This window comes from Spiroplasma endosymbiont of Nephrotoma flavescens (assembly GCF_964030835.1).
Lineage (GTDB): Bacteria > Bacillota_I > Bacilli_A > Mycoplasmatales > Nriv7 > Nriv7.
Genome location: NZ_OZ034982.1, coordinates 295788 through 320623, shown reverse-complemented (window position 1 = coordinate 320623; position 24836 = coordinate 295788). Strand labels below are relative to the sequence as shown.

Annotated in this window: 36 protein-coding genes, 2 tRNA genes and 1 pseudogene; 14 read left to right on the top strand and 25 right to left on the bottom strand. The window is 27.3% G+C overall.

Annotated features, from left to right (window positions below):
• Positions 1-9: 9 nt before the first annotated feature.
• Positions 10-978, bottom strand: a complete 969-nt coding sequence (locus tag AAHN02_RS01950) for a sugar ABC transporter permease (protein WP_342277990.1) — start codon at positions 976-978, stop codon at positions 10-12.
• A complete protein-coding gene (locus AAHN02_RS01945) occupies positions 978-2900 on the bottom strand; it encodes an ATP-binding cassette domain-containing protein (protein WP_342277989.1) in 1923 nt (640 codons plus the stop codon). Before AAHN02_RS01945 ends, AAHN02_RS01950 begins: the two co-directional genes overlap by 1 nt.
• A gap of 420 nt (positions 2901-3320) precedes the next feature.
• Here AAHN02_RS01945 and AAHN02_RS01940 point away from each other — a divergent pair, with 420 nt between their 5' ends.
• From AAHN02_RS01940 to AAHN02_RS01885, 12 genes and pseudogenes are all read left to right on the top strand, one after another.
• Complete coding sequence (locus AAHN02_RS01940; protein ID WP_342277647.1) at positions 3321-4265, top strand: IS30 family transposase; 945 nt, start codon at positions 3321-3323, stop codon at positions 4263-4265.
• A gap of 19 nt (positions 4266-4284) precedes the next feature.
• Positions 4285-4431 carry a helix-turn-helix domain-containing protein gene (locus AAHN02_RS01935; protein WP_342277988.1) on the top strand — a complete coding sequence of 49 codons (147 nt, stop codon included), beginning with the start codon at positions 4285-4287 and terminating at the stop codon, positions 4429-4431.
• On the top strand, positions 4403-5260 hold the full coding sequence (locus AAHN02_RS01930) for an IS30 family transposase (protein WP_342278178.1): 858 nt from the start codon (positions 4403-4405) through the stop codon (positions 5258-5260). The genes AAHN02_RS01935 and AAHN02_RS01930 overlap by 29 nt, the downstream gene beginning before the upstream one ends.
• A 206-nt stretch (positions 5261-5466) precedes the next feature.
• On the top strand, positions 5467-5913 hold the full coding sequence (rplM, locus tag AAHN02_RS01925) for a 50S ribosomal protein L13 (RefSeq protein WP_338968327.1): 447 nt from the start codon (positions 5467-5469) through the stop codon (positions 5911-5913).
• 8 nt (positions 5914-5921) lie between these two features.
• Positions 5922-6323, top strand: coding sequence for a 30S ribosomal protein S9 (gene rpsI / locus AAHN02_RS01920; protein ID WP_338968328.1), 402 nt, complete (start codon positions 5922-5924; stop codon positions 6321-6323).
• A gap of 38 nt (positions 6324-6361) precedes the next feature.
• Positions 6362-6438 (top strand) — tRNA-Ile (locus AAHN02_RS01915).
• 5 nt (positions 6439-6443) lie between these two features.
• Positions 6444-6519: transfer RNA gene (locus AAHN02_RS01910), tRNA-Ala, on the top strand.
• A 146-nt stretch (positions 6520-6665) separates the two neighbouring features.
• Positions 6666-7715 (top strand): YitT family protein, encoded by a 1050-nt coding sequence (locus tag AAHN02_RS01905; protein WP_342277987.1) that lies wholly within the window; start codon positions 6666-6668, stop codon positions 7713-7715.
• 30 nt (positions 7716-7745) lie between these two features.
• Entirely contained in the window at positions 7746-7937 is a 192-nt protein-coding gene (locus tag AAHN02_RS01900) for a hypothetical protein (protein WP_342277986.1), read from the top strand.
• Positions 7938-8187: 250 nt separating this feature from the next.
• Positions 8188-8415: a hypothetical protein gene (locus AAHN02_RS01895; protein ID WP_342277985.1), complete on the top strand. Its 228-nt coding sequence runs from the start codon at positions 8188-8190 to the stop codon at positions 8413-8415.
• A gap of 261 nt (positions 8416-8676) precedes the next feature.
• A pseudogene (locus AAHN02_RS01890) lies at positions 8677-8904 on the top strand (HPF/RaiA family ribosome-associated protein); the annotation flags it as partial.
• Positions 8905-9262: 358 nt separating this feature from the next.
• On the top strand, positions 9263-9667 hold the full coding sequence (locus AAHN02_RS01885) for a hypothetical protein (protein WP_342277984.1): 405 nt from the start codon (positions 9263-9265) through the stop codon (positions 9665-9667).
• A 93-nt stretch (positions 9668-9760) separates the two neighbouring features.
• On the opposite strand, the gene AAHN02_RS01880 is transcribed toward AAHN02_RS01885, so the two are convergent.
• A complete protein-coding gene (locus AAHN02_RS01880; protein WP_342277983.1) occupies positions 9761-10705 on the bottom strand; it encodes an IS30 family transposase in 945 nt (314 codons plus the stop codon).
• A gap of 58 nt (positions 10706-10763) precedes the next feature.
• Between AAHN02_RS01880 and AAHN02_RS01875 the strand changes: the two genes are divergently transcribed.
• Complete coding sequence (locus tag AAHN02_RS01875) at positions 10764-10907, top strand: hypothetical protein (protein WP_342277982.1); 144 nt, start codon at positions 10764-10766, stop codon at positions 10905-10907.
• On the opposite strand, the gene AAHN02_RS01870 is transcribed toward AAHN02_RS01875, so the two are convergent.
• Positions 10873-11229 carry a helix-turn-helix domain-containing protein gene (locus AAHN02_RS01870; protein ID WP_342277956.1) on the bottom strand — a complete coding sequence of 119 codons (357 nt, stop codon included), beginning with the start codon at positions 11227-11229 and terminating at the stop codon, positions 10873-10875. The two genes, AAHN02_RS01875 and AAHN02_RS01870, sit on opposite strands and share 35 nt — an antisense overlap.
• 68 nt (positions 11230-11297) lie before the next feature.
• On the opposite strand from AAHN02_RS01870, the gene AAHN02_RS01865 reads away from it, so the two are divergent.
• Positions 11298-11957, top strand: a complete 660-nt coding sequence (locus tag AAHN02_RS01865; RefSeq protein WP_342277981.1) for an IS30 family transposase — start codon at positions 11298-11300, stop codon at positions 11955-11957.
• Positions 11958-12343: 386 nt separating this feature from the next.
• Here the strand turns inward: AAHN02_RS01865 and AAHN02_RS01860 are convergent, their stop codons facing one another.
• From AAHN02_RS01860 to rplR, 21 genes are all read right to left on the bottom strand, one after another.
• Positions 12344-12490, bottom strand: a complete 147-nt coding sequence (locus AAHN02_RS01860; protein WP_342277980.1) for a hypothetical protein — start codon at positions 12488-12490, stop codon at positions 12344-12346.
• Positions 12491-12578: 88 nt separating this feature from the next.
• Positions 12579-12722: a hypothetical protein gene (locus AAHN02_RS01855; RefSeq protein ID WP_342277979.1), complete on the bottom strand. Its 144-nt coding sequence runs from the start codon at positions 12720-12722 to the stop codon at positions 12579-12581.
• A gap of 48 nt (positions 12723-12770) precedes the next feature.
• Entirely contained in the window at positions 12771-13316 is a 546-nt protein-coding gene (locus tag AAHN02_RS01850; RefSeq protein ID WP_342277978.1) for a hypothetical protein, read from the bottom strand.
• 5 nt (positions 13317-13321) lie between these two features.
• Complete coding sequence (locus AAHN02_RS01845) at positions 13322-14245, bottom strand: energy-coupling factor transporter transmembrane protein EcfT (RefSeq protein WP_342277977.1); 924 nt, start codon at positions 14243-14245, stop codon at positions 13322-13324.
• A 13-nt stretch (positions 14246-14258) separates the two neighbouring features.
• Positions 14259-15155, bottom strand: a complete 897-nt coding sequence (locus AAHN02_RS01840) for an energy-coupling factor transporter ATPase (protein WP_342277976.1) — start codon at positions 15153-15155, stop codon at positions 14259-14261.
• Positions 15140-16015 carry an energy-coupling factor transporter ATPase gene (locus tag AAHN02_RS01835; protein WP_342277975.1) on the bottom strand — a complete coding sequence of 292 codons (876 nt, stop codon included), beginning with the start codon at positions 16013-16015 and terminating at the stop codon, positions 15140-15142. Before AAHN02_RS01835 ends, AAHN02_RS01840 begins: the two co-directional genes overlap by 16 nt.
• Before the next feature lie 130 nt (positions 16016-16145).
• Positions 16146-16427: a hypothetical protein gene (locus AAHN02_RS01830; RefSeq protein WP_342277974.1), complete on the bottom strand. Its 282-nt coding sequence runs from the start codon at positions 16425-16427 to the stop codon at positions 16146-16148.
• The gene (locus tag AAHN02_RS01825; protein WP_342277973.1) at positions 16402-16890 is read right to left on the bottom strand and encodes a hypothetical protein; all 489 of its coding nucleotides are present in this window, start codon (positions 16888-16890) and stop codon (positions 16402-16404) included. The genes AAHN02_RS01830 and AAHN02_RS01825 overlap by 26 nt, the downstream gene beginning before the upstream one ends.
• A 273-nt stretch (positions 16891-17163) precedes the next feature.
• Positions 17164-17967 (bottom strand): hypothetical protein, encoded by an 804-nt coding sequence (locus AAHN02_RS01820; protein WP_342277972.1) that lies wholly within the window; start codon positions 17965-17967, stop codon positions 17164-17166.
• Positions 17968-18067: 100 nt separating this feature from the next.
• Positions 18068-18427 carry a 50S ribosomal protein L17 gene (rplQ, locus tag AAHN02_RS01815; RefSeq protein ID WP_338968237.1) on the bottom strand — a complete coding sequence of 120 codons (360 nt, stop codon included), beginning with the start codon at positions 18425-18427 and terminating at the stop codon, positions 18068-18070.
• 17 nt (positions 18428-18444) lie between these two features.
• Positions 18445-19395, bottom strand: coding sequence for a DNA-directed RNA polymerase subunit alpha (locus AAHN02_RS01810; protein ID WP_342277971.1), 951 nt, complete (start codon positions 19393-19395; stop codon positions 18445-18447).
• 3 nt (positions 19396-19398) lie between these two features.
• Positions 19399-19788, bottom strand: a complete 390-nt coding sequence (gene rpsK, locus AAHN02_RS01805; RefSeq protein WP_338968241.1) for a 30S ribosomal protein S11 — start codon at positions 19786-19788, stop codon at positions 19399-19401.
• Positions 19789-19808: 20 nt separating this feature from the next.
• A complete protein-coding gene (rpsM, locus tag AAHN02_RS01800) occupies positions 19809-20177 on the bottom strand; it encodes a 30S ribosomal protein S13 (RefSeq protein WP_342277970.1) in 369 nt (122 codons plus the stop codon).
• A gap of 16 nt (positions 20178-20193) precedes the next feature.
• Complete coding sequence (rpmJ, locus tag AAHN02_RS01795; protein ID WP_215825765.1) at positions 20194-20307, bottom strand: 50S ribosomal protein L36; 114 nt, start codon at positions 20305-20307, stop codon at positions 20194-20196.
• Positions 20308-20333: 26 nt separating this feature from the next.
• Positions 20334-20567 carry a translation initiation factor IF-1 gene (gene infA, locus AAHN02_RS01790; protein ID WP_342277969.1) on the bottom strand — a complete coding sequence of 78 codons (234 nt, stop codon included), beginning with the start codon at positions 20565-20567 and terminating at the stop codon, positions 20334-20336.
• Entirely contained in the window at positions 20568-21338 is a 771-nt protein-coding gene (gene map / locus AAHN02_RS01785) for a type I methionyl aminopeptidase (protein WP_342277968.1), read from the bottom strand.
• 5 nt (positions 21339-21343) lie between these two features.
• A complete protein-coding gene (locus tag AAHN02_RS01780) occupies positions 21344-21985 on the bottom strand; it encodes an adenylate kinase (protein ID WP_342277967.1) in 642 nt (213 codons plus the stop codon).
• A gap of 18 nt (positions 21986-22003) precedes the next feature.
• Positions 22004-23377, bottom strand: coding sequence for a preprotein translocase subunit SecY (secY, locus tag AAHN02_RS01775; RefSeq protein ID WP_342277966.1), 1374 nt, complete (start codon positions 23375-23377; stop codon positions 22004-22006).
• A 2-nt stretch (positions 23378-23379) separates the two neighbouring features.
• Positions 23380-23817 carry a 50S ribosomal protein L15 gene (rplO, locus tag AAHN02_RS01770; RefSeq protein ID WP_342277965.1) on the bottom strand — a complete coding sequence of 146 codons (438 nt, stop codon included), beginning with the start codon at positions 23815-23817 and terminating at the stop codon, positions 23380-23382.
• A gap of 2 nt (positions 23818-23819) precedes the next feature.
• Positions 23820-24449 (bottom strand): 30S ribosomal protein S5, encoded by a 630-nt coding sequence (gene rpsE, locus AAHN02_RS01765; protein WP_342189625.1) that lies wholly within the window; start codon positions 24447-24449, stop codon positions 23820-23822.
• Between the two features lie 18 nt (positions 24450-24467).
• Positions 24468-24824, bottom strand: coding sequence for a 50S ribosomal protein L18 (gene rplR / locus AAHN02_RS01760; RefSeq protein ID WP_342277964.1), 357 nt, complete (start codon positions 24822-24824; stop codon positions 24468-24470).
• Between the last annotated feature and the right edge of the window lie 12 nt (positions 24825-24836).

Here is a 24836-nt window from a genome sequence, read left to right as displayed (position 1 = left end):
AAAAATCTCCTAACTATATTTTCTTGATAATTGTTTACTAATAATTCGCGTTACAATTGTAATTAATAAAATAATTATCATTAAGATTATTGAAGCTGCCGCGGCTTCATTGTAACTAGCATTCATTCGGCGTTGAAAAATTCAAAAAACAACTGTTTGAATCTGATAAGTAGATGCTTGAATATAATTATCATATAATCCTAAAGGAAATATTTTAAACGAATCAATTAACCCAATAGTAAATAAGTAAATTAACATCGGAATAACTAAAGGTACTGTCACTTTAAATAACTGCTTACTTTTACGCATCCCATCAATAGCAGCAGCTTGATAATATTGATTATTTATTTTTAATAACGCTGTTGTTAACATAATGATATTAAAAGGTAATGATTTTCATATTCCATAAATAATTAAAACTCAAATCGCATAATTAGCATCATTTAATCAAGGTCGTTTTTCCAAACCAAAAAGTGCAAATAAAGTATTCATCACTCCTTCAGGACTAAAAATAAAAGCAAAAGTCATAGCAACAGCCATCGCACTAGTAACATATGGCAAAAAGAAAATACCTTGCAAAAAATTAAAAATTCGTTTTGACATAATGCTAGTTAACGACTTAGCAACTATTAATGAAATAATTAATGATAAAGGTACAACTGCTGTTGAATAAATTAAAGAATTTTTTAAAGCAATTTGAAATTCACGATTTTTTCATACTAATTCAAAATGCTTTCATGAAAATTTAAAAGCAATTTCCGGACCACCATTAACAGCTGTTCTAGCAACAATAAAAATTGCATAAAACATAAATATTCCTAATAATGCTAATGCTGGTGTTAATCAAATTAATGAAATAAGAGTACTATCGCGTTTTTGAGCACTATTAGGTTTTTTGTAATATCGCTTTAAATAATTAAAAAAATTTTGGGAATATTTTATTTGTAAAGATTTTTCAATCGGTTTTTTACTAGCCATTAAATAACCTCCACTGTTAATTCAGTTTCTGAATCAAATAAAAAAATCGTCTTTTTAACAAAATTAATTTTTACCTTTTCACCGTGTTCATAAAATTTATCTTCATCCATATCATAAACTGCTTTAACATATTCATTATTTCTAATCTTAATAGTTACAAAAGCACTGCGACCTAATTCTTCAAACAAAGAAATTTCACCAATTAAAGGTTCTTTATTAACAAACTTAGTATTTAAGGCATCACTATTTAATTTTAAATCTTCAGGGCGAATCCCAATAGTAATATAACCAGGTTTTGCTTTTATGGCTTTACCAATCTTAATTTCATCAATTCAAATATTATGTTGCTTATCAATTACGCCATTAAAAAAGTTCATTGCCGGATTACCAATAAATTGTGCAACAAATTTATTAACTGGTTGATTATAAACTTCATGTGGTGTTCCGACCTGTTGCAATACTCCTTGCTTCATAATATAAATATAATCAGATATTGACATTGCTTCTTCTTGATCATGAGTTACAAAAATTGCTGTCATTTGTGATTTTTGTTGAAAACGCCGAATTCACTCTCTTGTTGTTACTCGTAACTTGGCATCTAAATTAGATAACGGTTCATCTAACAATAAAATATCTGGAGCTTTAACAATGGCTCTTGCAATTGCTACTCTTTGCTGTTGACCACCAGATAAATTACCTGGTCGTTTCTTTAATTGATTAGTAATTTCTACTTGCTGAGCAACAAGATTAACACTCTTATTAACTTCTTTTCTAAATGAAGTTAATTGTTGTTTTAATGCTTGTAGTTCAGTATTTAACTGCTCAGCAGTTTTCATTGTTATTAATTCGGGTGACAACTGATAATATTCATTAGCAATTGCTGTTAACTTTATTAACATCTCATCATAAGCTGCTAATAAATTATTACCAATTTTCTTTTGATACTTATCAAGTCCCTTTTGTTCTTCTTTATCTCATAATTGCCGATGTTTCTTAAAAAAACTCACATACTTACTATGACTCAAACTATATTGTAAAGCATGATCTTTTTTTTGTTGTTGTTTAAAATTTTTAACTAATTCATTATATGCTTTTTGATGATCTTTCATTACTATTTTTAAAGCATTTAACTTGCTTTTAGCAGGATTTAAATAATTATATTTCATTTGCAGTAAAAAATTATTAATTGCAAAATCAATTTCCCGAGTTTTAAAATTCTTATTTGTTGCTTTAAAACTACTTAAATTATTATTAATAGTTATTTTTAACTGTGAAATACTACGATAAATTAAATTTAAAAAATCACAATATTTAATATGAACTGCTAATCTTGACTGATCATATCACTGACTATGAATCCGATTACGAAATGTTTCTAAATGCTTTTCATTATAAATTATTGCTGCTTCACGCTTATGAAATTTAAAAATACCTGCTAAATAATCAGCAATCATTTCATTAACTAACTTATCATAAGTTTCTAAATACTCCAAAAGTAATTTTGCAATCTGATCTTTAAATCCCTGTTTTTCAACATTTAAACCACTATCTTGCAAATCTTTAATTAATAACCGAATATTAGTATTACTGTTTCTAACAGTGCGTTTAAATTTTTTATCTTGATATAAAGGCAAAGCAATATTTTTAAAAACATTTAAATGCGGATATAAAGCATAATTTTGGAATATTAAACCAATATTACGATTTTGTGGTGACCGTTTGGTTACATCTTTGCCATTAAAAATAATTTGTCCCTGACTAACTTGTAATAATCCCGCAATCGCATAAAGCGTTGTTGATTTTCCACAACCAGACGGTCCTAACAAAGTAACTAATTGTCCTGTTTTCACATGCATATTAAAATTATTGACCGCTAATGTTTCACCATAATCAATACTAATATTTTTTAAAATAACACCCATTTAAAACTCCCTGAAATATTAATTTCCATAAGCAATTATATTAGAAAACACCAATTTTTAAAAGGATTTATAAAATTATGGTCGCGTTTAGTTTTCTTAGGTATTTTTAAAAAAAGAAAAAATAGTCATTTACTATAAATTATTTCAATATGCAAATTAAGTATATATTTCTTATGTATGATTTTTGTTGTAAAAAATTATTTTAATGTTGTTTTTATAAGCATTTTACTTAGTTTTTATAACCTTTTATTAAGAATATGTTTGTTAATATTAAATATTTTGTTTTATTAATTATTTTTCAAGTAAAAAGGTGCTGAATTATACTTGTAAGTGCAAGTAAATAAAATTGCAAAAGATTTCATATAAAAATTTCATGATGCTAAGTTTATTTTAGAAAAAGTAAATTTAAGGAGTTTTTATATGGGATACAAACATCTTGGCATAGATGAAAGAATTTATATTGAGAATCAATTGAAATTTAAAGTAAAAATTAGTGAAATAGCTAAAAATCTTAATCGAAGTATTAGTACTATTAATCGAGAAGTTAATAGAAATAAAGATAATAATCATTATTTTTCATTAATTGCACAAAATAAAGCAGAAAATAGAAAACAATTACATGTTTATTTTCATAAATTTAAAAATAGAGAATTAGTAAAATATGTACAACAAAAATTATTATTAGGTTGATCGCCTGAACAAATTTATGGCAGAATTAAAAATTTTCATCAAGAATGAATTATTAGTTTTAAAACAATTTACAATTGAATTTATTCTGGATTACTTGAAAAGGTTACTAGTAAAAATTTAAGAAGAAAAGGTAAGAAACGAAAATCTCAAGAAAATCGGGGTAAATTTAATGGTAAATCCATTAAAGAACGAAATATTAATAATCGCATAACTCTTGGCCATTGAGAAGGTGATACTGTAGTATCATCACGAGGTAAAAGTAAATCATGTTTAATAACTTTAGTTGAAAGAACATCAAGATTTACTTTAGCAATATTAGTTGAAAATAGAACTACTAAAGTTATTAACAAAAATATTAGTCATTATTTATCAATTCTTCCAAATAATCTTGTTAAGACTATAACATTTGATAGGGGTAAAGAATTTGCTAATTGACAACAACTTGAAAAAAATTTAAATGTGAAAATTTATTTTGCTGATGCATATTCACCTTGACAAAGAGGTACTAATGAAAATACTAATGGTTTAATTAGAGAAAAATTTCCTAAAAAATTTAATTTTTCAAACACTACTAAAAATGCAGTTCATAAATTTATATTGTCTTTAAACCAAAGACCAAGAAAAATACTAAATTATCTTTCGCCAATCGAATATTTGGTTAGAAAAATAATTTAGTTGCACTTAACTTTACAATTTGGCAAAAGTAAATTTAAGGAGTTTTTATATAGGATACAAACATCTTGGCATAGATGAAAGAATTTATATTGAGAATCAATTGAAATTTAAAGTAAAAATTAGTGAAATAGCTAAAAATCTTAATCGAAGTATTAGTACTATATAATCGAGAAGTTAATAGAAATAAAGATAATAATCATTATTTTTCATTAATTGCACAAAATAAAGCAGAAAATAGAAAACAATTACATGTTTATTTTCATAAATTTAAAAATAGAGAATTAGTAAAATATGTACAACAAAAATTATTATTAGGTTGATCGCCTGAACAAATTTATGGCAGAATTAAAAATTTTCATCAAGAATGAATTATTAGTTTTAAAACAATTTACAATTGAATTTATTCTGGATTACTTGAAAAGGTTACTAGTAAAAATTTAAGAAGAAAAGGTAAGAAACGAAAATCTCAAGAAAATCGGGGTAAATTTAATGGTAAATCCATTAAAGAACGAAATGTTAATAATCGCATAACTCTTGGCCATTGAGAAGGTGATACTGTAGTATCATCATGAGGTAAAAGTAAATCATGTTTAATAACTTTAGTTGAAAGAACATCAAGATTTACTTTAGCAATATTAGTTGAAAATAGAACTACTAAAGTTATTAACAAAAATATTAGTCATTATTTATCAATTCTTCCAAATAATCTTGTTAAGACTATAACATTTGATAGGGGTAAAGAATTTGCTAATTGACAACAACTTGAAAAAAATTTAAATGTGAAAATTTATTTTGCTGATGCATATTCACCTTGACAAAGAGGGACTAATGAAAATACTAATGGTTTAATTAGAGAAAAATTTCCTAAAAAATTTAATTTTTCAAACACTACTAAAAATGCAGTTCATAAATTTATATTGTCTTTAAACCAAAGACCAAGAAAAATACTAAATTATCTTTCACCAATCGAATATTTGGTTAGAAAAATAATTTAGTTGCACTTAACTTTACAATTTGGCCATTATATATTGAAATAATTTATAGTAAATGACTATTTTTTCTTTTTTTAAAAAATACCTAAGAAAACTAAACGCGACCAAATTTATTTTCATTGCATTAGCGAAACATTTGTTATATAATTTTATTGCTTTTATGCATTATAGCTTCGGTACAAGAGCAAAATGCAAAGGGAGAGATATAAATGCGACAAACGACAATTATTAATTCACAAGATGTGAAAAAAACATGATACATTATTGATGCCAGCGGTTTAATTTTAGGACGCTTAGCAACAAAAGTAGCAAGTATTTTAAGAGGTAAACATAAAGCAACATTTACCAGCCATGTTGATTGTGGTGATAATATTATCATTATTAATGCTCATAAAGTAATATTAAGTGGTAATAAGCTGAATAATAAAAAATATTATAATCACTCTGGTTTTGTTGGGGGTATGAGAGTGCGAACAGCTAAGGTAATGCAAGATAAGTATCCAATTGAGATGGTTGAAAGAACTATTAAAGGAATGTTACCGCATACTAGTTTGGGAAGAAAACAAGGTAAAAATTTATTTGTTTATGATAGTGAAAAGCACCCGCATAGTGCTCAAATGCCAAAACTATTAGTATTACAAGAAGAAGGGAGTTAATCGATTTAATGAAAATAAAAAAAGAAATTATTTATCGTGGTACGGGTAGAAGAAAAAAATCAGTAGCGCAAGTAGTATTAACTTCAGGAAAAGGGAATATTACTATTAATAATAAACCGGCACTTATTTTTTTTCCTTATGCAACATTAATCCAAGAGTTAGAACAACCATTATTGGTAACGGATATGAAAGAAAGCTTTGATATTAATGTTAAAGTTAATGGTGGTGGTTTTAGCGGTCAAGCTGGAGCTACGAGATTAGGTATTGCAAGAGCATTATTAGCATATTCACCAGATTATCGGATGAAGTTAAGGCAAAAAGGTTTAATAACTTGTGATTCACGAATTAAAGAAAGAGATAAGTATGGATTAAAAGGTCCCCGAGCAGGAAAGCAATTTTCAAAAAGATAATTTATATTTTAGCATATATCTCAAATATATGCTTTAATGGGACTATAGCTCAGTTGGTTAGAGCGCACGCTTGATAAGCGTGAGGTCGGTGGTTCAAGTCCACTTAGTCCCACCATTGATGGGCCCGTAGCTCAGCTGGGAGAGCACCTGCCTTGCACGCAGGGGGTCGGCGGTTCAATCCCGTTCGGGTCCACCATTTTAATTTCATTAATGACTTAAACTTAATTTTATTGTTTGAATAATAAATAAAATTAAGTTTTTTGTTAAAATCATTTACAACAATTTATTTATTGTTAAAATTGTTTTATTACTAGATGTAATGTATTTGGGAGACTTGTTGTAATGAAAAAAAGAGTAAAGTTTAAAAAGTCTAGTTTTTCCAAGCAAGTGAAATTATTTTTTCAAAAAATTCATAATACTAAATTTACTCGCATTATGAGAAGTTTGTTATTGCTAACATTAGCAGCATTACTATTAACTTTAACTTTTAATTATTTTATTAATCCCGTAGGTTTTTACAATGGTGGTTTTAGTGGGATATCGCAAATTATTGTTTATTCAATTTTTTCATCACCTAAAGAGCAAGCGATGTGGTTTTACATTGTTGTTTTAATGTTAAATATTCCTTTTGTAATTTTTGGATATTTTAAAGTTGGCCGATATTTTACTGTTTATACTTTATTTTTTATGTTAATTCAAACAGCATGAAACTTTATTTTAGGAGCAATTCCGATTTTAGATCAATTAAAAATTATGGAAGAATTAATTTTACCTAAGGATACTGATACGGGAAAAGCAGTGATGACTTTAGCGGCTTTTATTTATGCTTTTATTGGTTCAATTATTTGAGGTTTTGCTATCGCAATTGCTTTTATTGCTGGTGGTAGTTCTGGTGGTTCAGATTTTTTAGCTGCTTATTTAGCAGTGTGAAAAAAACAAGGTGTTGGTAAATTTCAAAAATATATGAATTATGCAATTATTGTTTTAGCAATTTTAATTAAATACTTTGTGCAAAAAAATGAAGATAATTTAATTTATGCTTTTTTTAAAAATTTTACTTTATATGTATCAATTATTTTTGCAACGATTAGTACTGTTGTTACTAATTTTATTTATCCAAAATTTAAATTAGTTAATGTGATGATTTTTACAAAATTACCATTAGATGTTTGTGAATATTTTAAAACTCATGAATATCCTCATGATACTACTTTAATTAGTTCTAGTGATATTAAGAGTGGTAAGGTTTCGGGAACAATTTTTGCGACAATTTCTTTAATAGAATATAAAAAAGTTAAATATAATGTAACAAGAATTGATAATAAAGCGTTTATTGTTGTTATTCCCGTGACGATGGTTTATGGTACCTTTAATATTCAAAGGTTTAATTAATATTCAAAATGCTAACCAAGGAGTTGACCAATGAAGCAAGGTTTTCTAAGATTTTTAAAAATAGTTGATTGGAAATTTATTACGATGGCAATTGCGATTATTTTAATAATTTTTTCATTACCAATTGTTATTTTAACGGAAAAGGAAACTATTATTCATAATGGTAAACCAGAATTGGTCGCGTTTAGTTTTCTTAGGTATTTTTTAAAAAAGAAAAAATAGTCATTTACTATAAATTATTTCAATATGCAAATTAAGTATATATTTCTTATGTATGATTTTTGTTGTAAAAAATTATTTTAATGTTGTTTTTATAAGCATTTTACTTAGTTTTTATAACCTTTTATTAAGAATATGTTTGTTAATATTAAATATTTTGTTTTATTAATTATTTTTCAAGTAAAAAGGTAATAAATTTTTAGTTGCTTTTCTTTCAAAATTATTCAAATCTTTACCCACCTAACAAAACTTTATGCGCCCACCAGAATTTGTTTTAAGAAATAATTTAACATCGTTATTAGCAATGGGATTTTTTACTTCTGGTAATAGTCTTTTTTTTCAAAGATTAATGACATCACCAGAGTTTTTAGCTTTAATTGTGCTAATAATTAATATTATTGTTTATAGTTTAGCTGGGATTTTTTATATGATGAAAGGAATTTCCAAAAAAAGCGTATTATTTCTACAATATCTTTTTTAACAATTATGGTTTTAATTGGTTTTATTTTGTTAATTTTATTTATTGTTCAAAAAAATCGTGAAATTAGTGGTTGAAATTATGTTTATATTTTCCATCGTATTAATTTACAAAGTGTGTATTTTTTACCATTTTTAGGTTATATTCTCTATTTTGTTAGTTTTGGTCTATACTTATATTATTTTTTTATTAAACGCAATAAAAAATAAGATTTAGATATTTTTTAATAAAAAAATAATATAATATAAATAAGGAGGTTTATAAATGCAATTCGTTATTCGTGGTAAAAATATTGAAGTAACTGAGGCGATTCGTGAACGCATTATTAATAGTTTAGAAAAAATTAGTAAATTAAAATTATTAATCTTGATGATACTATTCATGTTGAAGTAAGAACTTATAAAGAAAATTTAAGTCGAGTTCGTGTTGTTCTTGATTTAAAAGGAAAAGAGTAATCATTTACACGCTGAAGGTCAGCATATTGATTTATATGTTGCTATTGATGAGGTGCGTCATAAGTTAGAAGAACAATTACGAAGAATGAAGGACCGTTGAATTCCACGGGGTAAAGAAAAATTTACGAAAGTAGAATTTCCGGTTGATTTAACATTAGATGAGGATATCTAATGCCATTATTAAATTAGATAAAATATCTTTTATTTTAAAAATTTATTGTTATAATTAACCCATAGATTTAACTCTTAGTGGAGGTGATGGGTTAATTTAATAAATTAGTATTTGGAAATTAAATGTTTATTTTGTATAAAATAACCAAAGAAGTTATTGTAAAAATAAAATTTCAAAGTAAAATAACATATATAGTAAAATAAATGAAAAGGGAGAATTAAATATGAAATTATCAGGATTAAGATTAATAACAGCTTTAGCAGGACTTCCTGCTATCGTAGCATTACCAATTATTGGTTGTGGCACAAAAAAAGTCGCAGCAACTACAGTTACTGATAAAGCAATTGATAAGATTACGTTTGAAGAAGTTGATGCTTTTACAGTTGCTGACGCAGCAGGATGAAAAGATGATGCTATTCTTGCAGCGATTCAGGCAAAAGTTGATACGAAAGTTAAAGCTGCGAATAAGAGCGCTAAAACGGTTGAGGCAGCATTAGTTGGAGCACTTCCAGCAGTTCCCGGACCAACTAAAAGTGCTGAAGTTAAATTTAGTGTAAAAGCAAAAGATGCTAGTGATGGAACATTTTCAAAAGAATTTACAATTAAAGTTATTCAAACAGGAGAGTAATTTAGAAAAAGTGTTAAGAAAATACACTTACAGTTGTAAGTGTATTTTTTTTATAAAAATTATATTAATGCCAAATTGTAAAGTTAAGTGCAACTAAATTATTTTTCTAACCAAATATTCGATTGGCGAAAGATAATTTAGTATTTTTCTTGGTCTTTGGTTTAAAGACAATATAAATTTATGAACTGCATTTTTAGTAGTGTTTGAAAAATTAAATTTTTTAGGAAATTTTTTTCTAATTAAACCATTAGTATTTTCATTAGTACCTCTTTGTCAAGGTGAATATGCATCAGCAAAATAAATTTTCACATTTAAATTTTTTTCAAGTTGTTGTCAATTAGCAAATTCTTTACCCCTATCAAATGTTATAGTCTTAACAAGATTATTTGGAAGAATTGATAAATAATGACTAATATTTTTGTTAATAACTTTAGTAGTTCTATTTTCAACTAATATTGCTAAAGTAAATCTTGATGTTCTTTCAACTAAAGTTATTAAACATGATTTACTTTTACCTCGTGATGATACTACAGTATCATCTTCTCAATGGCCAAGAGTTATGCGATTATTAACATTTCGTTCTTTAATGGATTTACCATTAAATTTACCCCGATTTTCTTGAGATTTTCGTTTCTTACCTTTTCTTCTTAAATTTTTACTAGTAACCTTTTCAAGTAATCCAGAATAAATTCAATTGTAAATTGTTTTAAAACTAATAATTCATTCTTGATGAAAATTTTTAATTCTGCCATAAATTTGTTCAGGCGATCAACCTAATAATAATTTTTGTTGTACATATTTTACTAATTCTCTATTTTTAAATTTATGAAAATAAACATGTAATTGTTTTCTATTTTCTGCTTTATTTTGTGCAATTAATGAAAAATAATGATTATTATCTTTATTTCTATTAACTTCTCGATTAATAGTACTAATACTTCGATTAATATTTTTAGCTATTTCACTAATTTTTACTTTAAATTTCAATTGATTCTCAATATAAATTCTTTCATCTATGCCAAGATGTTTGTATCCCATATAAAAACTCCTTAAATTTACTTTTTCTAAAATAAACTTAGCATCATGAAATTTTTATATGAAATCTTTTGCAATTTTATTTACTTGCACTTACAAGTATAATTCAGCTTTTTCTAAAATAAACTTAGCATCATGAAATTTTTATATGAAATCTTTTGCAATTTTATTTACTTGCACTTACAAGTATAATTCAGCAAACTAATAATTCATTCTTGATGAAAATTTTTAATTCTGCCATAAATTTGTTCAGGCGATCAACCTAATAATAATTTTTGTTGTACATATTTTACTAATTCTCTATTTTTAAATTTATGAAAATAAACATGTAATTGTTTTCTATTTTCTGCTTTATTTTGTGCAATTAATGAAAAATAATGATTATTATCTTTATTTCTATTAACTTCTCGATTAATAGTACTAATACTTCGATTAAGATTTTTAGCTATTTCACTAATTTTTACTTTAAATTTCAATTGATTCTCAATATAAATTCTTTCATCTATGCCAAGATGTTTGTATCCCATATAAAAACTCCTTAAATTTACTTTTTCTAAAATAAACTTAGCATCATGAAATTTTTATATGAAATCTTTTGCAATTTTATTTACTTGCACTTACAAGTATAATTCAGCGTTTTAAAACAATTTACAATTGAATTTATTCTGGATTACTTGAAAAGGTTACTAGTAAAAATTTAAGAAGAAAAGGTAAGAAACGAAAATCTCAAGAAAATCGGGGTAAATTTAATGGTAAATCCATTAAAGAACGAAATGTTAATAATCGCATAACTCTTGGCCATTGAGAAGGGGATACTGTAGTATCATCACGAGGTAAAAGTAAATCATGTTTAATAACTTTAGTTGAAAGAACATCAAGATTTACTTTAGCAATATTAGTTGAAAATAGAACTACTAAAGTTATTAACAAAAATATTAGTCATTATTTATCAATTCTTCCAAATAATCTTGTTAAGACTATAACATTTGATAGGGGTAAAGAATTTGCTAATTGACAACAACTTGAAAAAAATTTAAATGTGAAAATTTATTTTGCTGATGCATATTCACCTTGACAAAGAGGTACTAATGAAAATACTAATGGTTTAATTAGAGAAAAATTTCCTAAAAAATTTAATTTTTCAAACACTACTAAAAATGCAGTTCATAAATTTATATTGTCTTTAAACCAAAGACCAAGAAAAATACTAAATTATCTTTCGCCAATCGAATATTTGGTTAGAAAAATAATTTAGTTGCACTTAACTTTACAATTTGGCATTAATATTTTCAATATTTCTCATATACATACATACATACCACCCTTACAATATTTAGTTATATTAACTTAGTTATATTTAACTTAGTCTTTTAACTTAGTTCAATATATTTCTCTTTAAACTCTTTCTTTAAACTAAATTAACATAACTTGTTAGTAAACTTCGTTTACTAAAAAACTTAGTTTATCAACAACAAGACACAAAAAAATACAAAGCATAATTAAAAATAATAAATATTAATTTAACCTTATATTTCTTGTAATAAATAAATGAGCTCGTATTTATTTATTAATTAACAGCAAGTTTGTAGAAACCAAAATCTTGTCATATGTATATGGTTTCTACAAAATTTTTTAAAATCACTATTGATTTTCTTTTTCACTGTTTTCATTTTCCATATCCTGATTATCGTGGTCATCGTGTCCATCATTTGGATGATGCTCTTGTTGTTCATTAGAATTTGGCATCTCATTATTTTCTTCTGGCATTGTACCATTACCATCAATCATATCATTTAAAATAATCATTTCTTCACCTCCTATTAAACTTAATTATAAACTTTAAGAAAATTAATTAAAGATAAATTAAAATAAAAATTTAATACTTAATATTCATTAAATACAACCCTTCACCAGATACTTGATATTTAGTTTTCAAAGCTAAAGGATTTAATAATTTTTCTTGCAACTGTGTTAACGATATTTTTCCTTCATAACAAGCTAAAATACTGCCAACAATCATTCTTACTTGATGACGAATAAAACTTGGGGCTTTAAGTAATAATTATCACTAAATCTTGATGTTTTTTAATTTTAATACTCTCTTAATATTTCGCACCCGATTAATAGTTTCCTTATCTTTTAATAAAGAAAAATTAGAAAAATCATAAGTTCCAACAAAAATCTTAGCAATCTTTTGTAAATTTCTTTTTCGTAACGGTTTGTTATATTGATAAATATATCTTTGTTGAAAGACATTGTAAGACCCACAATTAATCTGATAATGATATGTTTTCAAAACACATTTTTTTCGCACATGAAAATCATTAGCAACAATGCAACAATTAGTAATATAAATACCATTAGGTAATTTATTATTTAAAATTCATTGTAATTGTTTTGGTTCTAAGACAATATTAAATGATAATTTAACTTTTTGGTCATAACTATGAACTTTTTTATCGGTACGACTTGCTACTTGAATTTTAAACTCACAATTAAAAGCACTAGTAATAACTGCCATTAATGAACCTTCAACAGTAATTTTATTATTTTGACGGGCCCATCCCCAATATTTGCTACCATCATAACTAATGGATAATAAATAAGAAACCATTATTTTTAATATTCTATTAAGCGTCAAACAAACTGATCAACATAACGCATCGGTTTTCAAACATCACAATGATTTAATCATTCACTACCAATATTAGTAGATAACACCACCACTAATGCTAAAAAACAAAGAATTAAAATTAAAATGAATACATCTAAAAATCCAATCCGATATTGACGAAATCGCGTTCTTTTTTGATGGGGGTCATAACCCCGAGCATCCATTGCATAAGCCATATCCTCAGCTTTTTGAAATGATGATACTAGTAAAGGAATAATTAAAGAAACGATGGACTTAATTTTATCTTTAAATTTACCATTTTTAGAATCCATCCCTCTTGATGCTTGTGCTTTTTTAATTCGCATTGCTTCTTCAAATAAAGTTGGTAACATTCTTAATGCCATTGAAATGATAATTGAAATAATATGAACAGGAATTTTAATTAACTTCAAAGGTCACATTAAATCTTCCAAAGCTAATGTTAAATCCAATGGTTTTGTTGTTGATGTCAAAATCGTTGTTACTAAAACCATCAAATAAATTCTTAATGAAATATATAATGCCGTTAAAATCGCTTTTCAAGACACAATAAGAATCTTAAACTTAGCTGGTTGATATATGAGACCCACTGTCTCTCAAAGTGGTTGTTTATCCGCATTAAATTCAGGTTTAATAAGAAAAAAATTTAATACTAATAATACTAAAGTTACAAAAATTACAAACTTAAACAAAGAAAATAATAATCGCAATGGTAATTTAGAAATAAAGAAAATACTAATAATTATTGTTCCGGTTAAAATATAACCGGTAAAACCAGTATTAATAAAAACGGCTGCAATTAAAGCAATTATTGATAGCATTTTAATTCTAGGGTCAAGGCGATGAACAAGAGAATTATATGGTAAATACCGTCCAAATGATATATTCATAAATTAACTCCTTCTACTTACTATTAATTCTTTGTGCTAATTGGGTTACTAAATCTTCAACAGTCCGAGCATTGATATTACTAGTATCAAAACCATTATCTTTTAACTTTTGTAAAAAATGAAAAATTTTTGGTGGTTCAATATTAATTTCTTTAATTAATTGAACATTAGCAAAAAGACTAACCGGATCACTTTGATGATACAATTGACCATTTTTTAAAACAACAACTTCATCGGCATATTGCAAAACATGATCCATATTATGAGTAACAAGAATAATGTGTTTTTTATCTTGTTTATTAAACTTAAAAAATAACTTCATTAACTCTTCTTCCCCATCAGGATCTAACCCAGCTGTTGGTTCATCTAAAATTAAAGTATGACCTTCAATCGCCAAAATTCCAGCAATCGCTACTCTTCTTTTTTGACCACCAGATAAATCAAAAGGCGAACGCGTTAAATATTCTTGACCTAATCCCACAAGTTCTAAATACTTAGCAGCTCTAAGTCGGGCTTCATCCTTTTTAATTCCAAAGTTTAAAGGACCAAACATAATATCCTTTTCAATTGTTTCTTCAAATAATTGATATTCCGGAAATTGAAAAACTAACCCTACTGATTTTCGTAATAATTTTTGCTTTTTAATTTTTCTCTGCTTTGCTTTAATCAGAAAATCACCAACAATAATTTGCCCAGCTGTTGGAATTAACAATCCATTCATATGTTGAATTAAAGTTGATTTTCCACTACCAGTTGAACCAACAACCGCCGTAATAATAGAATCCTTTATTCACAGATTAACATCTTTTAAGGCTTGAAATTGAAATGGACTTTTAGGAGCATAAATATAACTAACATTATTAAATTTAATTAAATTCGATGGATTATCAATAATTATTTTTTTTGACATATTTGTTGTACCAATTCCTCTTCATATAATGTTTCGTCAATATTAACACCATACTTTTTTAATCCATAAGATACTTTTAAAATAAAAGGAATATCTAAATGAATACTTCTTAAAAAATCAACTTCTTTTAAAATTTCTTCTGGTTTACCAAAACGAACAACTTTTCCTTTATTCATTACTAATACCTTATCAGCATTAATAATTTCATCCATATCATGGGTAATTGAAATAATTGTTTTTTCACGCGATTCTTTTAATTGCACCATAATTTCTTTTACTTCTCTTTTTCCCTTAGGATCTAACATACTAGTAGCTTCATCAAAAATAATTAATTCTGGAGTTAATGCTAAAGCCGAAGCAATCGCTACGCGTTGTTTTTGACCACCTGATAATAATAATGGTTCGTGATCTAAATAACTTTCCATCCCTACCATTTGTGAATATTTCATAATAATATCCGGCATCAATTTTGGGTCAACACATTTATTTTCTAAACCAAAAGCAATATCATCACGAACTGTTGAACCAATAAATTGATTATCCGGATTTTGAAAAACAATTCCTAATTTACGCGAAACTAATTGACTATTTTCTTTAGTTACTAAATTACCAAATATTTCAATACTACCTTTTTGTGCTTTTAAAACGCCAATAATAATTTTTGATAAAGTTGATTTCCCACTACCATTATGACCAATAATAGTTATATACTCGCCGTGATTGATACTAAAACTAACACCATCTACCGCATTAGGATAACTCACCCGATATTTAAATTCAATATCTTGTACTTTTAAAGCAATATTATTTTTTCTTGTTAATGTTTCCAATTTTTCGTGGGCTTTTTTTTTCTTTCTCATTAATATACTCCTAAATATCTAAATAATTAATATTTAACTATTTAATTTTAACACACTAATAAAAGAATGTTAAATAGGAAACATTAAGCACACATTAATCGCTACTAAATAAAAGATAATTTATTGATATTTATAATTGATTTTCAGCTTCGTTTTTTTGCTTTCTATTTTTCAACATTCGTTTTTTACTTTGTTGATTTTTTTTTGCTTTTTTTATTAACTTCTTTTCATTTTTCTTATTTTCTTGTTTACGCTTTTTACTTATTATTTTTAATTCACTTCTTAATTGTTTTAATTGTTCACAGCATTTTTGCTTTGCCTCTTGATTTTGAATTCTTTCTCTTTTTTTAATTATCTTTAACGCTTGTTTTGTTTTTCGGCGTTCTTTAATAAATTGTTTTTTTTTCTTCACCTTGAAGACTTCGTCTTTTCTTAATTAACTTTATTTCTCTTTTTAAATTTATTTGTGCTTGTTTACAGTCTTGTTTTTCTTTCTTAATTTCTCTTGATCTTTTCTTTTTATTAATTCTTAGTTCTTGCTTTAATTTTTTGCTTTCTGCTTGATATTTTTGTTTTTCTTGTTTTTTTTCAGCTTTAATATTGCGTTTAACTAATTTTAATTTTTTTCTTAACACAAATCATTCTTGAATTGTTAATCTTGCTTTCTTATTTTCACTACTCTTTTTCTTTTCAATTAACTTTAATTCTTTTCTGATTTTTTTCTGTTCATTTTTGGATTTTATTCGTTCTTGTTTTTTTTCAATATTTCTTTTATGCTTAATTAGTTTTAATGCTTTTCTTAACTTGCTTTGTTTTTCAATACTTTGCTTTTCATTATCTTCATTTTCATTATTATCAAAATTTGTTTCTAACATCCTTATTCTTCCTAACTCCTAACATTTTTATTAACTTATTTATTGCTTTTTTATTATTCATCCATATGTTTCATTACCTTTCAATTGATTTAAAGAAATTAATTAATTTGATTATCAATATAAGAAAAATAGTTTTTTCTTCTTGAAGAAAAAACTATTTTCAAAATTAAACTTTTTTATTGCAGAGTACATTCCTGAACTACTCGATTTTACTTAATTAATTTCTCTAAACCTATTATGCAATAAAATAACAAAAGAATAAACTATAAATATTTATGTACCTTCATGGATTTTAACAATAACATATGCTACGGTTTTTAGTGTTTCATAAATTGTCATAAAAATTAAATATAAAATTCGAACTAAATAAATTCATTTAATTAATTTAGCTTCATTAGCAGTTAACAATGATTGCGCAAACTTATATACGGGTTGCATTGCCCAAATATAAAAATATATCGGAATACTAATTGTTAAAATAAAACAAATACTAGCAACGATACCAATAACAATTATTGCTTGATGTGGATTAGCATTACCAAATAATGCTTGACTATTAAGAATTAATAAAACCAAATTAATAATAAGAAATGATGTTACCACTAATGCTAAATTAACAATTAACGACCATCCAAAACTAAGAAATAATTTTCTTCCTTGTGAAGTAGAATATGCTACTTCCCCAGCTTTATTAGCTAAAGTATATAAACTACTACGATGATAAGTTCAAGGTAATATTTTAACTATTAAATGATGTGGTTGTTGCTTTTTGTAATGAAAAGGCGTTAATTGAAAAAACTGACTTTTAATTTCATAACTAGTAGTTTTTTGAACTTTTTTCCCAACAAAACCAAACTTCTTTAAATAAGCATCAATAAATTCTTTTCCTGTTAAATTAGCACTGTTAGTATTTCTAATAATTGATGAATATATTCAAGTAGCAAATCAAGTTATTAATAAAATTCCAACTAAAATCCCAAAAACTATTAATGCTATTAATGCTATTAATGCTATTAATAGTCCTATGGGAATATTACTAGCGATATTTATTTCCAAAAATAATGTTTTTAATTGCATATTATGCTCCTTTAATAAAATTATGACAATATTTTATCATATATTGCAACAACAAAAAATAACCTCAATAAATACTGAGGTTATTAATCGGATTTATTATTTAAACTAATTCAATATAAACCATTGGGGCATTATCGCCTTTACGGTCATCAGTTTTTAAAAGTCTCGTATAGCCCCCAGATCTTTCATTATATCGCTTAGCAATATCAGTAAATAATTTTTGTAAAACTGTTTCTGTTTCATTAACATCAATATTTCGTAAAATACTTGATGCTTGTCTTCTAGCATGCAAATCTTGTCTTTTTGCTAAGGTAATTAATTTATCAATTGTTTTTCTTAATTCTTTAGCTCGTTTTTCAGTTACAAGCAATCTTTCATGAACAACTAATTCTGTTGCTAAATTACGCATTAATCCTTGTCTTCAGCTAGTATTTTTACCGCGTTTTTGAATAAATGACATATTCTTTGTTCCTCCTTTTATTCTCGTTTAAAAGTTAGCCCTAATGCTAATAATTTCTCTTTAATTTCATTAAAGGATTTTCTTCCTAAATTTTTCGTTGCTAAAATATCATTTTCTGTTTTATCAGTTAAATCACCAATCATAACAATTTCTGCTCGTTTTAAACAATTATATGAACGCACCGTTAAGTCTAATTCTTCAATCAGTTTTTCTAATTCATCTGTTTCTTGTTTTTCAGAAATAGAAATAATTTCTAATGATTGTGCTTGTTCACTTAAACTAACAAAATGTTCTAAATGAGCAATTAAAATCTTCGCAGCAATCGCAATTGCTTCTACAGGAGTAACCGACCCATCGGTTGTTAATTCTAAAACTAATTGCTCTAAATCAGCACTTTTTCCCACTTTAGTTGGTTCAACACTATATTTAACATTAACAATTGGTGAATAATTAGAATCCATAGGAATAATCCCAATATTAGTAATTAAGCGTTTATTATCATCAAATGATTTATAACCACGAGAATTTTGAGCATACATTGTCATTTCTAATTTACCACCTTTAGCAACAGTAGCAATTAAATAATCACCATTTAATATTTCAACTCCTAACGGACAAACAATCATTGAAGCTAATACTTCACCAGCTCCAGCATCTACTTTTAGTGAAACACTTTCTTCTTCTTTAAAAACAGTACTATCAATTTTTAAAATAATACCTTTTAAATTTAAAATAATTTGAGCAACATTTTCAACAACCCCTTTAATTGTTGAAAACTCATGACTAGCCCCTTTAATATCAACACCATAAATTGAAGCTCCCGGTGTTGCTGCTAATAAAGTTCTTCGTAAAGCGTTACCAATAGTATTACCAAATCCTCTTTCTAATGGTTCTACTATAAAGCAACCGAAATTTTTACTAGTACTTTCAGTTTGTAATTTAAAATTTGGTCTAACAAATTGTTTCATTTATTAACCTCTTGGCCTTTTAGGGGGACGACATCCATTATGAGGAATTGGTGTTACATCTTTAATACTTGTAATTTCTAAACCAGCTGCTTGTAAGCTTCTAACAGCAGCATCTCTTCCAGGACCAGGTCCTTTACACTGAACTTCAATCGTTCTCATTCCATGTTCCATTGATACCTTAGCAACTTGTTCTGCTACCATTTGTGCAGCATAAGGGGTTGATTTCTTTGTTCCTTTAAAACCAATTGCACCAGCCGCACATCAAGCAATAACATTGCCTAATTCATCAGTCATTGTTACAATTGTATTGTTAAATGTTGAATGAACATGGGAGATTCCTTTTAAAATATTCTTTTTTTGTCTTTTCTTTGCAACTTTTTCTATTTTTGCCATCGTGTTACCTCCACTTCTTACTATTTTTTCTTATTAGCAACTGTTTGTCTGCGATCTCTTTTTGTTTTGGCATTTTGTTTAGTAGATTGACCATGAACTGGTAAACCTTTACGATGACGAATACCACGATAACAACCAATTTCCATTAATCGTTTAATATTTAATTGGGTTTCGCGTCGTAACTCACCTTCTACTTTATAATCTTTAGATATTTCTGTTCTAATATTTGTTAGTTGCTCTTCTGTTAATTGTTTAACACGAATATTTTCATCAATACTACATTGTTTTAAAATCTTTTGAGCATTTGATAAACCAATCCCATAAACATATGTTAAAGCAACAACAACTCTTTTATCATTAGGGATTTCTACTCCTGCAATTCTTGCCATATTTAACCTCCTATTTTTAACCTTGTCTTTGTTTGTGCTTTGGAGTTTTACAAATTACTCGCACACATTTTTTTCTATTAATTATTTGACATTTATCACAAATTTTTTTAACTGATGATCTTACTTTCATTTAATTTTTCTCCTTTTACTATTTTTTTACTTATGACGATAAGTAATCCGCCCACGTTTTAAATCATATGGAGAGAGTTCAATAATTACTTTATCACCTGGTAAAATCCTAATGAAATTCATGCGAATTTTACCAGAAACGTGAGCTAAAATAACCGCATTGTTTTCTAATCTTACCTTAAACTCAGTATTAGGTAAACATTCAATAACAATCCCTTCCACTTCAATAATATTTTTATTTTCTTTTTCTTTGGTGGCCATTTAATTCCCTTCTTCCATTGAGTGTGGATTAGCAGTTAAAACTTCATATCCCTTTGCAGTTACTAGAATTGTATGTTCAAAATGAGCTGAATATGTACCATCAAGGGACACAACTGTTCAATTATCACTTAAAACTCTAGTTTCATCAGTACCAATTTGTACCATTGGTTCAATACAAATTGTCATTCCTGCCACTAGTTTTAAGCCATAGTCATATTTACCATAATTAGGAATATATGGTTCTTCATGTAATTGTTTACCAATCCCATGTCCCGTATAATTTTTTGGTAAATGATACCCTTGTTGCTCAACAAATTGTTGAATTGTTGCCCCAATAGTACCAATTCTAACGCCCGGAGCAATAATTGCTATTGCCTTATTTAAGGCTTCTTCCGTTACAGTAATTAACTTTTGATATTCCGCTTTAATTTGACCAACGCCAACAGTAATGGCCGCATCCGCAAAGTGTCCATCAACAACAGCACCAGCATCAATTGATACTAAATCACCTGTCTTAATAATTTGATTATTAGCAATTCCATGAATTAATTCATTGTTAATAGAAACACAAATATGATTAGGAAAACCATAATAACCTTTAAACGCTGTTTTAGCATTATTTTCTTTTAACACTCTTGCTGCTATTATATCAAGATCGCGTTTTTTTATTCCGGGAATAATTGCCTTTTTAACTTCAGCTAACATTTTAGCAACTACTTTTCCCGCAGCACGCATTGCTTTAATTTCCAACTCATTTTTAACAGTAACCATTTATTTTACACACTATCTAAAATACTTTTAATATCATTAAATACTAATTTACTTGACTGATTAGCATCAACAACATGTAATAAGTTTTCTTCTTGATAATACTCTACTAAAGGTAAAGTCTCATTCAAATAAGTTTGAATTCTAATTTTAGCTTTTTCTTTCGTATCATCATCGCGCTGAATTAATGATGCACCATCATCATCACATTGCATCGCAATTTTAGGTTTATTAACTAATTTGTTATATGTTCGATTACAAATCGGACAAACTAAGCGATTAGTAATCCGATCAATTAAATGTTCTAAGTCAGCTTCTAAATAAATAACAAAATCAATTTGTTGTTCTTTTTTTTCTAAAATCTCTTGCAACGCATGCGCTTGTTTAAGCGTTCTTGGAAAACCATCAAGAATAAAGTTTTCGCTTAAATTATCAATGGTTTCTCGCACAAGATTAATGACTTGTTCATCAGGTACTAATTTTCCTGCATCTAAATATTCTTTAGTTTTTAATCCCAATGGTGAATTATTTTTTATCGCTTGACGAATAATATCTCCTGTTGATAAATGTATCAAACGGTATGCCTCACATAACTTTTGTGACTGAGTTCCTTTACCACTTCCGGGTGCTCCTAAAAAGATTAAATTCATTTTAAATACCACTCTCTTTTATCATATATTTTTACTTTGATTTTCATCCCTTTTAAATTGAATATACGATTGTTGCGTCAAATGTCCTTGAACTTGACGAATAACTTCAATTGCAACACCAACCATAATAATAACTCCTGTTCCACCAATTGCTAACATTGGCGGTAAATTTGTTAATTTAGAAATTAATGTTGGCAATATGGCAACAAAAGCTAAAAAGATACTACCAACAACACTTAAACGATTTAAAGTTGATTTAATATATTTCTCAGTTTCTTTTCCTGGTTGAATTCCAGGAATAAATGTACCATTCTTTTGAAAATTCTCTGCCATTTGTTCAGGATTAATTTGTACTTGAGAATATAAGAAAGTAAAGAGAATAATTAAAATCGCAAAAATGCTCATTCCTGACCATGAATCTAATGCCAAATAAGTCTCAGTAAAATTAGTAAACCCTGTTCCTTCGGGATTATTAGCTTTAACAATTTGGGCAATTGTTAAAGGTGCTGTTATAATTGCTGAAGCAAAAATCACGGGAATAACACCAGCCGAATTAATTTTTAACGGCAAATACGGTGCTTTTTCACTTTTTAACGCTAATCCACTTCCCGTCTGTTGAATCGGAATTCTTCTTTCTGATTCAGCAAAGAATACAACCATTAAAATTACTAAAAGAAATCCAACCATATAAAGTAAAAACTTTAAAAACCCACTAAAAACAACTATTGCTTCACTTTGACCACCAACTCAAAATTGAAAAGTTTTAGCAATATTAAATGGTAAACTAGAAGCAATTCCAGCAAAAATAACTAAAGAAACACCATTACCAATTCCACGAATTGTAATTTGATCAGCTAGTCAAAGAATTAAGAATGTCCCTCCCAAAAGCAATGTTGGTACCAAAATATAATAAAACACTGCCGATGTAGCAATATTTCCAGCATCTGCTTCTTGCCATTTAAGACTAATAATTTTTTGTTGTGCTAAGGTCATAATTGTCGCAAAACCTTGCATAATGCCAAATGGCAATGTTAATCATTTAGTTAATGAATCTAATTTTCGTTTCCCTTTTTCTCCTGATTTGGCTCAACGAGATAATCCTGGAACTAAATCAGTAGATAATAATTGGACAATAATAGAAGCAGTAATGTATGGCGATAACCCTAAAGCGAAAAGTGAAAATCGATCAATAGAGCCTCCACCTAACATTGCAATCAAATTAAAAAATTCTCTTGAATCCTTATTAGATTCATTAAGGTTTTTATTTATATTAACCCCTGGAACAGTAATTAATGCTCCCAAACGAATAATAAATAAAACCAATAATGTAAAAGCTAATTTTAATAAAATATCTTTATTATTACGATAAAATCTTTTAATGGTTGTTATCACTATTAAATCACCTCGGTTTTACCATTAGCCTTCTCAATAGCATCTTTAGCAACTTTTGAAAACTTATGAGCTTTAATAACTAATGCTTTACTAATTTTACCATTAGCAAGAATTTTTACTAATGATTTTTCACTATTAATTAATTTTTTGCTTTTTAAAACTTGGGGAGTAATTTCAGTTACATCTAATTGTTCTAAAACACTTAAGTTAACAATTTCATATTTTTTCTTTGTAAAATTGGTAAAACCGATTTTAGGAATTCTACGAAATAAAGGCGTTTGTCCACCTTCAAATCCAGGACGAACACCACCACCACTTCTAGCATTTTGACCTTTATGTCCTTTACCAGAAGTTTTTCCATGTCCTGAAGATGTTCCTCTTCCAAGGCGTTTTTTATCTTTACGAGATTTTTCAGTATATTTAAGTTCATGTAATTTCATAATTATTGTTCCCTTGCTAGTGATTTTTCACTAACTTTTTCTTTAATTTCTCGTAAACTATACACTTGTTCTTTAGTTCGCATTTGTTTTAAACCATCCATTGCTGCTCTAATCATAATAAGTGAGGTATTAGAACCTAATGACTTAACATAAATATCTTGAACACCAGATACTTCAATTAAAGTCCGAACTGGACCACCAGCAATAATTCCCGTACCTTTTCTAGCAGGTTTAATTAATACTCGGCCCCCACCATAATGACCAATAACCTCATGAGGAACAGTAACCCCAACCATTGGAATCATAAAAATATTTTTCTTAGCAGCTTTTGCTGCTTTTTTAATAGCATCGGGTACTTCATTAGCTTTACCAGTAGCAAAACCAACTTTTCCCTTATGGTTACCAACAATAACTACTACTGAGAAACGAAAATGTCGCCCCCCTTTAGTTACTTTAGTTACCCTTCTTACTTTAACGACCTTTTCTTCAAACTCTTCAACCGGTTTTTGAAAATTAGCGTTTGGTTTTTTAGTTCATCGTTTTTTATTTCGTTCACCATCACTACCTCGATTAGCAAAATTAGGCTTAGTTGGTGATGTCGTTAAATTTTGTTGATCTTTTTTTTCTTGCATTAACATACTTCTCCTCTACTAAAATTTCAATCCATGTTCTCTTGCAGCCTCCGCAAACGCAGCAATTTTTCCGTGATACAAGTACCCCCCACGATCAAAGACCACAGTGGTAATATTATTTTCTAAAGCTTTCTTTGCTAACATTTCTCCCAGAAGAGTAGCACTAGCTTTATTTAAATTGTTCTTACCTGTACCTGCCATTTGCAAAGTTGAGTAAGAAACTAGTGTCCGGTGCTGACTATCATCAATAATTTGTGCATAAAGATTCTTATTAGAACGAAATACATTAAGTCGGGGTCTTAATTCAGAACCAGTTATTTTTTTACGAATGCGAAAATGTCTAATTTTTCTTGCTTCATAGCGATTTGATTTCATTTTTAACTCCTT